General features: G+C 72.9%; 11 protein-coding genes. 10 read left to right on the top strand and 1 reads right to left on the bottom strand.

Annotated features, from left to right (window positions below; translation table 11 throughout):
• Nucleotides 1–5: 5 nt before the first annotated feature.
• The 10 genes from GKC29_RS25830 to GKC29_RS25785 all read left to right on the top strand — a co-directional run bounded on the left by GKC29_RS25830 (nucleotide 6) and on the right by GKC29_RS25785 (nucleotide 11,980).
• Nucleotides 6–2,513, top strand: coding sequence for a cbb3-type cytochrome c oxidase subunit I (locus GKC29_RS25830; RefSeq protein ID WP_230688819.1), 2,508 nt, complete (start codon nucleotides 6–8; stop codon nucleotides 2,511–2,513).
• 8 nt (nucleotides 2,514–2,521) lie between these two features.
• Entirely contained in the window at nucleotides 2,522–2,887 is a 366-nt protein-coding gene (locus GKC29_RS25825; protein WP_155333287.1) for a hypothetical protein, read from the top strand.
• Nucleotides 2,888–3,024: 137 nt separating this feature from the next.
• The gene (gene ccsA / locus GKC29_RS25820; RefSeq protein WP_155333286.1) at nucleotides 3,025–3,777 is read left to right on the top strand and encodes a cytochrome c biogenesis protein CcsA; all 753 of its coding nucleotides are present in this window, start codon (nucleotides 3,025–3,027) and stop codon (nucleotides 3,775–3,777) included.
• Nucleotides 3,778–3,868: 91 nt separating this feature from the next.
• Nucleotides 3,869–4,261 (top strand): cytochrome c maturation protein CcmE, encoded by a 393-nt coding sequence (locus tag GKC29_RS25815; protein WP_155333285.1) that lies wholly within the window; start codon nucleotides 3,869–3,871, stop codon nucleotides 4,259–4,261.
• Complete coding sequence (locus GKC29_RS25810; protein ID WP_155333284.1) at nucleotides 4,258–6,264, top strand: heme lyase CcmF/NrfE family subunit; 2,007 nt, start codon at nucleotides 4,258–4,260, stop codon at nucleotides 6,262–6,264. Before GKC29_RS25815 ends, GKC29_RS25810 begins: the two co-directional genes overlap by 4 nt.
• A complete protein-coding gene (locus tag GKC29_RS25805) occupies nucleotides 6,261–6,806 on the top strand; it encodes a TlpA disulfide reductase family protein (RefSeq protein ID WP_196255735.1) in 546 nt (181 codons plus the stop codon). The genes GKC29_RS25810 and GKC29_RS25805 overlap by 4 nt, the downstream gene beginning before the upstream one ends.
• On the top strand, nucleotides 6,770–7,783 hold the full coding sequence (locus GKC29_RS25800) for a cytochrome c-type biogenesis protein CcmH (RefSeq protein WP_155333282.1): 1,014 nt from the start codon (nucleotides 6,770–6,772) through the stop codon (nucleotides 7,781–7,783). Before GKC29_RS25805 ends, GKC29_RS25800 begins: the two co-directional genes overlap by 37 nt.
• Entirely contained in the window at nucleotides 7,780–8,721 is a 942-nt protein-coding gene (locus tag GKC29_RS25795; RefSeq protein ID WP_155333281.1) for a cytochrome c oxidase assembly protein, read from the top strand. The genes GKC29_RS25800 and GKC29_RS25795 overlap by 4 nt, the downstream gene beginning before the upstream one ends.
• Complete coding sequence (locus GKC29_RS25790) at nucleotides 8,711–11,182, top strand: glycoside hydrolase family 65 protein (protein WP_230688818.1); 2,472 nt, start codon at nucleotides 8,711–8,713, stop codon at nucleotides 11,180–11,182. The genes GKC29_RS25795 and GKC29_RS25790 overlap by 11 nt, the downstream gene beginning before the upstream one ends.
• 171 nt (nucleotides 11,183–11,353) lie before the next feature.
• The gene (locus GKC29_RS25785) at nucleotides 11,354–11,980 is read left to right on the top strand and encodes a universal stress protein (RefSeq protein WP_155333280.1); all 627 of its coding nucleotides are present in this window, start codon (nucleotides 11,354–11,356) and stop codon (nucleotides 11,978–11,980) included.
• Nucleotides 11,981–11,987: 7 nt separating this feature from the next.
• Here GKC29_RS25785 and GKC29_RS25780 read toward each other — a convergent pair whose 3' ends face one another.
• Nucleotides 11,988–13,391, bottom strand: coding sequence for a hypothetical protein (locus GKC29_RS25780; protein ID WP_155333279.1), 1,404 nt, complete (start codon nucleotides 13,389–13,391; stop codon nucleotides 11,988–11,990).
• Nucleotides 13,392–13,548: the final 157 nt, after the last annotated feature.

Here is a 13,548-nt window from a genome sequence, read left to right as displayed (position 1 = left end):
CCGACGTGTCCCTCACCCACGGCGTCCCGGGCGCCGCCACCGGCGGCCGGCCCGACTTCGTCGACAGGTGGCGTAACCCACGCGGCATCTGGGGCGGCCTGGCGGTGGTCAGCCACAAACCGGTGGGCAGCCGGTTCATGGTCACGGCGGGGGTGTTCTTCCTCGTCGGTGGCGTCGAGGCGCTGCTGATGCGCGTCCAGCTCGCCCGGCCCGAGAACGACTTCCTCGACGCCGAGACCTACAACGACCTGTTCACCATGCACGGCACCACGATGATGTTCCTGTTCGTGGTGCCGTTCATCGAGGGCCTGGCCAACTACCTGCTACCGGTCCAGCTCGGTGCCCGCGACCAGCCGTTTCCCCGGTTCAACGCGTTCAACTACTGGTGCTACCTGTTCGGCGGCGTGCTGCTGTACAGCAGCTTCGCCGCCGCGGCCGTACCGGATGCGGGATGGTTCGCCTACGTGCCGCTGAGCAGCGACCCCTACTCGCCGGGTCCGGCGATGGACTTCTGGTTGTGGGGGCTGGCGCTCGTCGAGGTGTCCGGCATCGGCGCCGCGGTGGAGATCCTGGTGCTGACGCTGCGGATGCGGGCACCCGGCATGTCGCTGGCCCGGATGCCGGTGTTCGCCTGGGCGATGCTGACGGCGTCCGCGCTGATCGTCCTCGCGTTCACGCCGCTGCTGGTCGCGACGGGGATGCTGGAGATGGACCGGCTGCTCGGTGCCACGATCTTCGTGGCCGAGAAGGACGGCAGCCCGCTGCTGTGGCAGCACCTGTTCTGGATCTTCGGTCATCCGGAGGTCTACATCATGTTCCTGCCCGCGGCCGGACTGGTGTCACAGGTGGTGCAGGTGCACGCCCGCCAGCGGCTGGTCGGCTACCCGTTCGTGGTGCTCGCCTTCGTGCTGACGGCGGTCATCAGTCTCGGCCTGTGGGTCCACCACATGTTCACCACCGGGCTGCCACCGCTGACCATGAGCTTCTTCACCGCCGCGAGCATGACGATCGCGATCGCCAGCGGAATCCAGGTCCTGGCCTGGGTGGCGACGATCTGGCTGGGCCGGCCGCGGTTCACGGTGGCGATGATGTTCGTCGTCGGGTTCATCGTGACCTTCGTCGCCGGCGGCATCACCGGTGTGATGGTCGCGTCGGTGCCGTTCGACCAGCAGGTGCACGACACCTACTTCGTCGTGGCCCACTTCCACTACGTACTCATCGGTGGTGTGCTGTTTCCGCTCTTCGCGGCCCTGTACCACTGGCTGCCGAAGATGACCGGCCGGCAACTGCACCACCGGCCGGGCGTGGTCGTGTTCGCGCTGGTGTTCGTCGGCTTCCATCTGACGTTCTTCCCGATGCACCTGTCCGGCATGTGGGGCATGGTCAGGCGGGTCTACACCTACGAGCCGGACCTGGGCATCGGAGGTCTCAACCTGCTGTCCACCGTGGGCGCGTTCCTGCTGGCGGCCGGCGTGCTGGTGTTCGTCGTCGACCTCGCCGTCGCCTGGCGTCGCGGCGACCCCGCGGGCAGCGACACCTGGGCGGGCGACGGCCTGGAGTGGTCCGTCCCGTCGCCGCCGCCGTCGGAGAACTTCCCCCGGATCCCGGTGGTCGGCAGCCGCTACCCGCTCTGGCAGCCGGAGCGCGACCGACCCGACCGGGACGACCGGATCCGCGCCTTCGACCGGGCGCCGGCGGAGTTCCGGGCCAGCCCGACGACCAGCGTTCTGCTGGCCGAGCCGGAGGCCGTCGTACACCTGCCGAGCCCCACCCGCTGGCCCCTCGTCCCGGCGCTGGGGCTGGCGGCGACCGCCGCCGCCCTGATCGCCCAGGCGTACCCGCTCGCGGTGGCAGCCCTGGTGGTCGTCGCCATCGGCGTCGCCGGCTGGTTGCGCCGCAACGAGGCCGAACGGTGGCCGGAACGGGCGGGGGTACGCGTCGGCGGCCTGGCCGTGGACGTGCACGGCGTTCAGGCGATCGGCTGGTGGGGGGCGATGGCCACGATCGCCGTGCTGGCCACCGCCGGTGGCACCATCCTGGCCTCGTACCACTTCCTCCAGGTCAACGCCGCCACCTGGCCGCCGGCGCCGACCCAGCGGCCGGCCGCGGTGCTGCCGGTCGGCCTGCTCGCGGCCCTCGTCCTGGCCGCCGGTGGTGCTCTCTGGCTGAGCACGCGCGCCCGGATACACCGCCGGGCGACGCTGGCCGGGCTCGCGGGCGTGACGGTGGTCGGTGTGGTGGCCGGGGCGTTGACTGTCGCGGTGTACGCCGCCGCGCCACCCGAGCCCTCCCGGCACGCCTACGACTCGATGGTGCTCCTCGTGCTGGTGTTCCAGGCGGCGCTGGTGGTCGTCGCGCTGGTGGCGACCGGGCTCGCGTACCTGCGGGCGGTGGCGGGTGGGCCTCCCGGGCGCCTCCGGTTGCTCCTGCAGGTGGCGGCCGGCTACTGGTCGCTCACCGCGGCATGGTGGGCGCTGGCTGCCGGATCCCTGTCCATCGCACTGGTCGGTTAGGAGGTGCCGTGCGGCAGGACCGGCGCGACGCGTGGGCCATCGCCTTCGTCCTGCTCGGACCGGCTGTGGCCTGGCTGGTCGCGCTGGCGGCGAGCTACGCCGTGGCGGATGTCAGCTGCTACCTGCGCAACGGCGGGCGGGGGGTGAGCGCGGCCGTTCCCGTCACGATCCTCGCTCTCAACGCCGTGCTGGCCGTGGTGCCCCTGGTCGCGGGGTGGGTGGCGGTGCGGCTCCGGCGAGGCGGCCGGCGCGGCGTCGCCGGCGCGGAGCTGGCCCGGTTCGCCGGGGCCGTGGGCCTGGGCCTCGCGGCGATCTTCCTGTTGGGTCTGGTCCTGCTCGCGGTCAACCCGCTGGTCTTCTGGAACTGCGGCTGAGCCCGGCGTGCTGGTGCGGGGTGTCGGCGGCGGCGACACCCCGTGGTGCCCACGGGTGAGGTTTGACGAAATGCCTCCTTTGTGGCTTCTGTTAAGCCATCCTGGACCGGATGCGTCCACTGGGGGAGAGGGAAGCCATGGTTGACCTGCACCGCGCTCTCGGCCTTGGCGCGGTCGGCGCGGCGGTGACCGCCGCCGTGCTGGTGGCCGTCGCCCCGGCGGACGCGGTGCAGGGCGAGTCGCAGAGGTTGATGTACGTCCACGTCCCGGCGGCCTGGACGGCGTACCTTGCCTTCACCGGCCTGCTGGTGACGAGCGTGGCGTACCTGTGGACCGGGCGGCGGCGGTGGGACCACTGGGCCGCCTCCTGCGCCGAACTCGGCGTCGGCATGATGGCGCTGGCTGTTGCGCTGGGCAGCATCTGGGGCCGGGTCACCTGGGGCGTCTGGTGGACCTGGGACGCCCGGCTCGTGTCAGCGGCGGCGCTCCTGCTCGTCTACATCGGCTATTTCGCCGTCCGCGAGCTGGGCGTCGACCGGGATCGCCGCGCCCGTCGCGCCGCCGTGCTCGGCGTACTCGCCTTCGTCATGCTGCCGCTGGTGCACTTCTCCGTGATCTGGTGGCGCACCCTGCACCAACCACCGACGCTGCTCGGGCCCGATCCGACGCCCCCGATCGCCGCGTCGATGGCGTTCGCCCTGGCCGGTGCGACGCTCGCCTTCACCCTCGCCGGTGCCTGGGTCGTCACCCGCCGCGTCTCCCGCCTCACCACGACCGCCGCCGGCACGACGCCACCGGCTCCCCGGCCGGCGCCGGTCGCCGCGACGCCGGCGGCCACGAGCGGGCCCGACGCTCCGAGCGCCGACCAGCGTACGCAGGTGCCGGCATGACCGCCGGGCTGGCCATCGGCCTGGGGTACGGCCTGACGGCCGCGGTGTGGGCCGGTCTCGTCTGGTGGTCGGGTCGCGGCCGGGAGCGGACATGAACCGGGTCAGCGTGCCGGCCCTGCTGGTGGCCGGCGCCGTGGCCGCCGGTCTGGCCGTGCTCGCCGGCAAGGGCCTCGACGAGAGTCTGGTGTACTACCGGACGCCGTCCGAGGTCGTCGCCGGCCAGGTCGCGGTCAACCAGGATCTGCGGATCGGGGGCACCGTGGTGCCCGGGTCCGTCCACCGCGCCGGGACGGCGACGCGACTGCGGCTGACCGACGGCTCCGCCGACGTCGAGGTCGTCCACGAGGGCGCGCTGCCCGACATGTTCGGCGAGGGACGCGACGCGGTCGTCGAGGGGCTCCTGGACGCCGACCGCGTCCTGCACGCCCAGCGGGTCATCGCCAGCCACGACAACGAGTACCGGCCCGCCACCGACCCGGCATGACCGTGTCGCTGCTCGGCACCGCCTGTCTCGGCCTCGGGACGGTCGCCGCGCTGGTGGCCACCGCCGGTTGGGTGGCCCGCTCCCGCGACGGGCGACGGAAGCCGCCACGCTCCGCCACGTACGCGCTCGCCGGCGCGGCCCTGGCTGCCTTCCTGCTCCTGGAGTGGGCCCTGCTGAGCAGGGACTTCAGCGTGCGGTACGTCGCCGAACACGGCGGCCGGGACGTGCCGCCGTACTACACGGTCACGAGCCTGTGGAGCGCGTTGGAGGGCTCCCTGCTGCTCTGGCTGCTGGCCCTGGGCGCCGTGGTGGTGCTGGCGTTGCGCCGTCCGCCGGCGGCCGAACCGCGTCTGCACCCGCCCGCCATGGCGGTACTCACCGCGACGGCCGCGTTCTTCTTCGGCCTCGCGCTGCTGGCCGGCAACCCCTTCGAAGCGGTGCCGGCGGCACCAGCGGACGGGCCCGGGCCGAACCCGCTGCTGCGCAGCCACCCCGCGATGGGCGTGCACCCGCCGCTGCTCTACGCCGGCTACGTCGGTCTGGCGGTGCCGTTCGCGTACGCGATCGCGGCCCTGGTGACCGGCCGGGCCGGCGCGGGGTGGGCGCGCGCCGTGCGCGGGTGGACGCTGCTCGGCTGGGCGGCCCTCACCGCCGGCATCGCGGTCGGTGCCTGGTGGTCGTACGCCGTCCTCGGCTGGGGCGGCTACTGGGCGTGGGACCCGGTGGAGAACGCCTCGCTGCTGCCCTGGCTGACCGCCACGGCCCTGCTGCACGCACTGCTGGCCGAACGGCGCGGCGGGGGCCGCACCGGGTGGGTGGTCTGCCTGGCCGCCCTGACGTTCACCCTGGTGATCCTCGGTACGTTCCTCACCCGGTCCGGCGTGGTCGGCAGCGTGCACACCTTCACGCAGTCCGGCATCGGACCCCCGTTGCTGGTCTTCCTCGCCGCCACGACGGTCGCCTGGCTGGCGCTGCTCGCCCTGCGGGGCGACCGGTTGGCCAGGTCGGAGCCGAACCGGACCCGTGATGCGGGCGCCGGGCGCGTGCGCCTGCTGTCCCTGCGGAGCGCCCTGGTCGGCAACAACCTGCTCCTCGCCGCGGTCGCGGCCACCGTCCTGGTCGGCACGCTGTTCCCCACCGTGCAGGAGATGCTCTCCGGTACCCGGCTCACCGTCGGTCCCGGGTACTACAACCAGGCACTGGCCCCGCTGGCGCTGGCCGTGCTGGCCCTGATGGCGATCGGCCCGTTGCTGGCCTGGCGCGGGGACCCGCCGGCGCGGTTGGCCCGTCGTGCCGCGACACCCGCGATCACCGCCGGCGTGGTCGCCGGCCTCGTCGGACTGAGCGGGAGCCAGCGGCCGAGCGTGGTGGTGGTGTGCGGGCTGGCCGCGTTCGTCGCCTCGACCCTGGTCAGCGCGATGGCCGCCCGGCTGGCCGGCGGTGGCCCGGCGGGCGCCCGGCGGGCCTTGCGCCGCCACCGGCGCGCCCTCGGCGCGCAGCTCGCACACCTGGCCCTCGCGATCGCGGCGTTGGCGGTCGTGGTGTCCGGCGCCGACCCGCCCGCCGAGCAGCGGGCGGTCGCCCTCGACGGCACGGTCACGTCGCGCGGGGTGACGATCCGGCTGATCGGGCTCGACTCGACGGTGACGGACGGGCAGGAGCGGGCCACCGCGCGGCTGGTGGTCCGCCCGGGGAACGGCGACGAACGCCGCATGTCGCCCACACTGGCGCTCTTTCCCGACCACGGCATGGTCGTCGCCACCCCGGCCATCGACCCGGGGCTGACGCGGGACCTGTACGTCACCCTCCTGTCCGCCGATGCCGAGACGAAGACCGCGCTGCTCCGGGTCTCCGTGAACAGCTTCATGGGGGTGCTGTGGGGTGCGGCCGGGCTGCTGCTGATCGGCATCGCCCTGGCCGCCTGGCCCCAGCGAGCCGCGTTGGCGTCCCGACGACGCGCCCCTGCACGGGCACCGCGCACGGCCGAGGAGGTGGGCCGGTGACTGGACGCCGTTCCCCGATCACCCGTCGAGCCGTACTCGTCGCGGCGGCCGCCGGCGCCGGGCTGGCCGTCACCGTCCCGCTCGCCCACGGTCTGCGGGTGGCTCCCGGTGTGCCGGCCGCGTCCCCCGGCGGACTGGCCGCCCCCCTGGCCGGCAACGGGCCGGACGGGACCTTCTTCGACCTCGCCACGCTGCGCGGCCACATCGTGGTCGTCACCGTCTGGGCGTCCTGGTGCGAGCCCTGCCGCCGGGAATTCCCGGTGCTGCTGGCCGCCCGGTCGCGGTGGTACCCGGCGGGGCTGCGCGTGGTCGGCCTCAACACCGCCGACCGGCCGGAGAGCGCGCGTCGGTTCCTGCGCGAGGCGGCTGCCGAGGCGTTGCCCGTGGTGTCCGACCCCGACGGCCGGCAGGCGGTCGCCTGGGCCGTACGGGGCATCCCCGAAACCGTCGTCGTCGACCGCGGCGGCCGGCTCGCCGCCCGGCATCAGGGAGAGGTGACGTGGGCATGGCTGGAAGCCTCCGTCGGACCCCTCCTGGGCTGAGGCGGTTCGGCCTGGGACTGCTGGCGGTCGCCGCGTTGCTGCTGTTCGCCGCCGGACTGTACCGGGCGTCCCGGGCCGCCTCGGCCCCCTCCGGCGAGGACGCGCGCGTGCGGGCGATCGCCGCCACCGTCCGGTGCCCCGAGTGCGTCGGGGAGTCGGCGGCCGACTCGCAGGCGCCGATGGCCCGGGGGATCCGCGAGACGATCCGCGAGCAGGTACGGGCCGGGCGGGAGCCGGACGAGATCCAGCGGTGGTTCGTCGACCGGTACGGGCCGGGCATCCTCCTCGAACCACCGGCCCGAGGGCTGGGGCTGCTGTTGTGGTGGCTGCCGGTGGCGTTCGTGCCGTCCGCGCTCGCCGGACTGGCCGTGGTCCGTTGGGCCCGACGGCGGGGAGCCGGTTCGGCGGTGCGGCCAACCGGCCGCACCGCGGAGGCGGAGGTGGTCCCCCCGGGCCGGTCCGGCCTGAGTGCGCTGGTGCTGGCCGCGGCCGTCGCCGTCGCCCTCGCCGTCGGGCTCGCCGCGGCCGGGCAGGGCACCGGTGACCAGCCGGCCGGTCCTCGCGCGGCGCCGGCCGGCGACGGGGAACTCGAGGTGCTGACCGCGGCCGCCCGGTCCACCCCCGACGACGGGAGCACCTGGTTCTCCCTGGGCCGGGCGTTGGAGCACCGTGGAAGGCTGGCGGAGGCCGCCGAGGCGTACGAACGGACGGTCCGGCTCGACCCGGAGGACACGGCCGCGCTGTTCCGCCTCGCCTTCGCCTACGCCCGTTCCGGTCAGGCGGAACGAGCCCGCCCGCTGCTGCAGGAGGTCCTCACGCGCGACGGGCAGCACGCCGAGGCGCTGCTGCTGCTCGGCATGCTGCAACGCGAGGCGGGCCAGCCCGAGGCCGGCGAGACCCTGCGTCGGTTCCTGGACGTGGCCGCCGACCATCCCGCCGCGCCGGGGGTCCGCCGGCTGCTGGACGGCGCCGGATGACTCAGGCCACCGCCACCGCCTCCTGGTGGCAGGGTGATCCCGCGACGGCGCTCGCCCTGGTGGCCACCATGCTGCTGTATCTCCAGGGGCGGCGCGAACTGGCGGCCTACCGGTCCGGGCCGGCCGTGCTGCCGCGCTGGCGGGTCCGGTGCTTCCACGCCGGGCTCCTGGTGATGGCGGTAGCCCTGGTCGGGCCCGTCGACGTGGTGGCCGAGGACCTGTTCTGGGTGCACATGGTGCAGCATCAGCTGCTCGCGCTGGCCGCGCCGCCGCTGCTGGTCCTGGGCCGGGCCGGCCTGGTGATCGGCAGGGCGCTGCCGCGGTCGGTCCGCCGGGTCGTCCATCCCCGGCGCTGGACGCCCCGCGCGCTGCGATCAGGTGCGGCGGTCGGTGTCGCGGCGGCCGGAGTACACGCCGGCACGTGGTGGCTGTGGCACCTTCCGGGCCCGTACGACCTGGCCCTGCGGTGGGACGCGGCCCACGTCGCCGAGCACGTGCTGTTCCTCGGCAGCGGCGTGGTGCTGTGGTCGGTGATCCTCCGCCGCCGTTCCCGGATCAGTCTTCCGGCCGCGCTGCTGTCGGTGCTGGCCGCGATGCTGCCAACCTCGGTGCTCGCCGGCCTGCTGACGTTCAGTGCGAGGTCGTGGTACGGCGGCCACCGCGCCGGCGCCTGGGGGCTGACGCCGTTGGAGGACCAGCAACTGGGCGCGGCGTTGATGTGGTTTCCCGGATCGTTGAGCTACCTGGCCGTCGCCGCTGTGGTCGTGTTCCGTGGTCTGACCCCACCGACGGCACCGCCCCCGACCGGACTCGGCGGCGCCGGCCCGGCCGGTGCGCTCGCGGCCGGCCGCAGCCCGGCGGTCCTCGGTGCCCGCCGGCACGACGTGGGGGAGCACCAGGACTCGTCAGCGGATCGGTCGGGAACCGATGAACGGTGATCAGTGCGGGCTGTGCCACCTGCCCCGCGACGAGTGGCTGCTGGCCTACGAGGGCTTCGACCCGGCGCGGGAGACCACGCGGGAGGCGTTGCTGGCGCTGGGCAACGGCTACCAGATGACGCGGGGCGCGGCGACCTACGCCACCGCCGACGGCGTGCACTACCCGGCCACCTACGTCGCCGGCCTCTACAACCGGTTGGTCTCCGACGTCGACGGCCGCCGCCGGGTCGACGAGAGCATCGTCAACCTGCCCAACTGGTTGCCGTTGACGTTCCGCCACCCGGGTGGGCCCTGGTTCTCCCGGGTCTCGTTCCACGTCGCGCACCGCCATGTCGCGCTCAACCTGCGACACGGCCTGGAGCGGCGGGAGTTTCTGGTCCGTGACCCGCACGGTCGCCGTACCCGGATCGTGCAGGAACGGATCGTCTCGATGGACCGTCCGCACCTGGCCAGCCTCCGTACGACGATCACGCCCGTGGACTGGTCGGGACCGCTGCACGTGCGAAGCCTCCTGGACGCCCGGGTCACCAACGACAACGTCGCCGAGTACGGCGCGTTCGCCCGGCACCACCTGGTCGACTGCGCCACGGGACAGCAGGGGGACGTCTGCTGGCTGACCGTACGCACCACACAGTCGTGGATCCGGATCGCCCAGGCCGCTCGGATCACCCTGCACCAGCACGAGGGGTCCGCCTCCCACCACCACATCGGTGGGCCCGGCTACGTCGGGCACGAGATCCACCTCACCATGGCCCCGGGCACGCCGGTCACCATCGACAAGACCGTCGCCACCTACACGTCGCGGGACCGGGCGATCTCCGAACCGCTGGACGCCGCCCGCGGCGAGATCAGCGACGCTCCTCACCACCCCGCCGTCCGGGATGCGCACCTGCTGGCGTGGGAACACCTCTGGCGACGTTTCCACCTCCGTCTCGGCGGGCACGACCTGGTTCGGGAGCAATTGGCACTCAACGTGCACCTGTTCCACGTCGCGCAGACCCTGTCCGGTTACACCGCCGACGCCGACGCGGGCGTCCCCGCTCGCGGTCTGCACGGTGAGGGTTACCGGGGACACGTCTTCTGGGACGAACTGTTCGTCTTCCCCCTGCTCAACCTGCGTACCCCCGAGCTGACCCGGGCCCTGCTGCTCTACCGGTACCGGCGCCTCGCCGAGGCTCGGCGGCTCGCCCGTGCACTGGGTCTGCCCGGTGCGCTGTTCCCGTGGCAGAGTGGCAGCGACGGCCGCGAGGAGACCCCGGAGTTCTTCCACAATCCGCTCTCGCAGCGCTGGGTGCCGGACAACTCCCGCCGGCAGTACCACGTCAACCTCGCCGTGGCCTACAACGTCTGGCAGTACTACCAGGTCACCGACGACATCGACTTCCTCGCCATGTACGGCGCCGAACTCCTCGTCGAGATCGCGAGGTTCTGGGCCGGGACCGCCGAGCACGACCCGCAGTCGGACCGGTACCACATCCGTGGCGTGATGGGTCCGGACGAGTTCCACGACGGCTATCCCGACCGCCCGGGGTCCGGGATCGACGACAACGCCTACGTCAACGTCATGACCGCGTGGGCCCTCGCCCGGACGATCGACGCCTTCCGGATCCTCGGCGGGTACCACAGCGACGACCTGTGGCGGCGTCTCGCGGTCGACGAGCAGGAGTTCGCCCGCTGGGACCGGATCAGCCGCCGACTGCATGTCCCTTTCCTGCCGAACGGGCTGCTCAGCCAGTTCGAGGGTTTCGCCGACCTCGCTGAACTCGACCTTCGGCCGTACCGCGAACGGTACGGCGACATCGGCCGGCTCGACCTCATCCTCGAGGCGGAGGGGGACCACCCGAGCCGCTACCAGACCTCGAAACAGGCTGACGTCCTGATGCTGTTCTACCTGTTCAGTGCCGAGGAGGTGACCGCGCTGCTGAACCGGCTCGGCTACGACTTCGACCCCGCGACCATCCCGGCCACGGTCCACCACTACCTGATCCGGACCACCCACGGATCGACCCTGAGCCGCGTCGTGCACTCCTGGGTGCTCGCCCGCACCCGCCGCTCCCAGTCCTGGTACCTGCTGCGCGACGCGCTCGCCGCCGACCTCGCCGACACCCAGGCCGGCACCACCCGTCAGGGAATCCATCTCGGCGCGATGGCGAGTACCGCGGACATCCTGCAACGGTGCTACACCGGGCTGGAAGTCCGCGGGGACGCGCTCCGCCTCCATCCGCAACTCCCGCACACCCTCACCCACCTCGACTTCGACGTGCGCTATCGCGGGCACTGGCTCCGCATCCACTGCAGCCACGACCTCATCTCGGTGCGTGCGCTGCCCACCGCCGCCCCGCCGGTCCTCGTGATCATCGAGGAGCGGGCACACCTCCTCAGCGGAGAGAGCGAGGTCCAGGAATCGCTCACCCGCAAGTTGCCGTCCCCCACCGGGACTGACGACCCATCTGGATCATGACGGGGCAGGGCGCGGCTCCGCGTCTTCGCCATCGGCGTCGCGAGGCTGTGGTTGTCATGATCGACGAGCGGTGCCCTCCGGACGTACCCACCGGCGGCCGGGTTACCGGTCGACAGTTCGGGTAACAACCGGCATGTTTCCGTCGCCGCGAACCGTCACCCGGAGCCGACGGTGACATCCGGGTGGTGGGTGCTCCTCGTGGCCGTGGTCTGGCTGACCATCGGTCTGCTCACCGCGGCCTGGTTCGTGATCCGGGCCGGCCATCGTCACCTGTCCTGGTACCTCGTGGGCGCACTACTCGGTCCGCTGTTCATTCCGATCGCTGTGGAACGGGGGCGCGCCGACCCGACGGTGACGGACGTGGCGCACCGGCCGCCGGCCAGGCAGGGGACGGGCCTCCGAGTGGCGATCGGTGTCGACGGATCACCCGAGTCCGACCTGGCCCTGCGGTCGACCGCCCGGATCCTCAGCCGTACCGCGAGCGTGCTGGTGCTGGTCACGGTGACGAACCCGGACCTGGTGGGTGAAGACGTCTCGATCGCGCAGCGGGCCGCCCGCCGCATGCTTGACGAACGCGCCAGAACCATTCCCGACGGGTTGCCGCCGCCGACCACCGAAATCGTTCGCGGTCACCCGGTGGACGCGCTGCTGGCTGCCGCCGAGGCGCATGATGTCGATCTGCTGGTGGTCGGCCGGCACGGCCATGGCATGCGGGACCGGCTGCTCGGCAGCGTGGCGGAGGAGCTGACCCGCCGTACCTCCCGCGCGCTACTGCTCGGCAGCCTGCCCGACCGGTGAGGTGCGGTCAGCGCACCGCCGACCGCAGGTGCTCGGCCCAGCCGGCCTCGAAGTCCGCGTACGACATGCCGAGCACGCTCCGCGTCACGTCACCGATCGGGGTGCCCCGGTAGTGCTCGGTGACGAGCTGGAAGACCTTCTGCTCGCCGTGGCGCTCCGCGATGTAGCTCATCGCCGAGTGACCCAGCCAGTAGTGGTAGCTCAACCGTCCCTCCATCTCCCAGGCCGCGTTGCCGGGCAGGTCCTGGCGGTAGCCGTACGAGCGGAGGATCCTCGTCGAATCGGCGGTGCGGTCGCTGGTGGTGAACGCCTTCCCGCCATGGGCCAGGTACTCGGCGAACCCCTCGACGACCCAGTTCTCCGGCCCGTCGAGCGCGGTCGCCCCCCGGCCACGCTTCAGCAGCACGTTGACGATGGCGTGGGCCAGCTCGTGTCGGAAGATCTCCAGCTCCCGGTCGCCCTTGGTGAAGTGGTACTCGTCCGTCACGTCGATCACCACGCGGCTGGTGCCCACCTCGGGCGCGGACGCGTCCGCGCCGTCGATCGCCCCGGCCGGCGGCACCGGGATCGCCACGCCGGACTCGGTGGGCGTCTCCTTCGTCGTGCGGTAGAGCGAACCCAGTTCCTTCTTGCCCTTGACCAGGGAGATGACGAAGCCCTGCGGCACCATGGCCGGGACGCCGCCGGCCTTCCACGCGGCCGCGTTCTCGGTCGCCGCGCGCTCGGCGACCGGCGCGTACCGCTGCGCCTCGGCCTTGAGTGACTCGTCGACGACGAGCACCGTGTGCGGGGTCCTCTCGACGTGGATGGGGCGGCCGGTGTCCCACGGTGCCGGGTAGTAGGTGGTCATGTCCCGGGCCGGGCCGTCGACCAGGGCGCCACCGACGGCGGTGACCTTCAGCGGGGCGTCCCCGTCGGTGCGGGTGACCGTCCATTTGTACAGTTCCTCGACCGGGGTCGGGTCCATGCCGTCGAACCGGTGCACGAACGACACCCGGACGTCGAAGGTGCCCTCGGTGGCCGTGCTCGCGCCGAACTCCTCGTACCGTGCCTCGGCCAGCGGCAGCTTGGTGAGGTTGTGGAACAGCGCGGTCTGCCGGGCGACCAGGTCCTTGTCGCCCGCGTCGAACGGCGCCAGGTACGCCGCGAGGTCCCGCTCCTTGAGCGCCCGGGTGTGCTCCGCCAGCAGCGTGTCGATCTCGTCCGAGCCCTCCGCCGTGGTGGAGGAGGAACGGTCCAGGTAGACCGAGACGGCGACCACCGAACCGACCAGCAGCACCAGCAGGGCCACCGCGATCGCGCCCAACGCGACCCACAGGCCGCGCCCCGACTTCCTCGGCGGCGGCGGGGCGGGTGGCTGGGCCCAGGGCGGGGCGGGCGGGCTCGGGACGGAGGGGTGGCCCTCGGTCATGGCAGATCCTCGCTCGGGTCAGTCGGGCCGGGGGAGGCTCCATGAGCGACCGTTCCCCCGGGACGGGCTCGCGTCATTATTCCTGCCGACGCCGTCACCGTCCGTCCCGACCCGGCGACGGAGGCCGCGGCGTGGTGTTCTGCCGTCGGCAGATCCG

The sequence above is a fragment of the Micromonospora sp. WMMC415 genome (genome assembly GCF_009707425.1).
Lineage (GTDB): Bacteria > Actinomycetota > Actinomycetes > Mycobacteriales > Micromonosporaceae > Micromonospora.
This window is presented reverse-complemented; position numbering and strand designations above follow the sequence as displayed.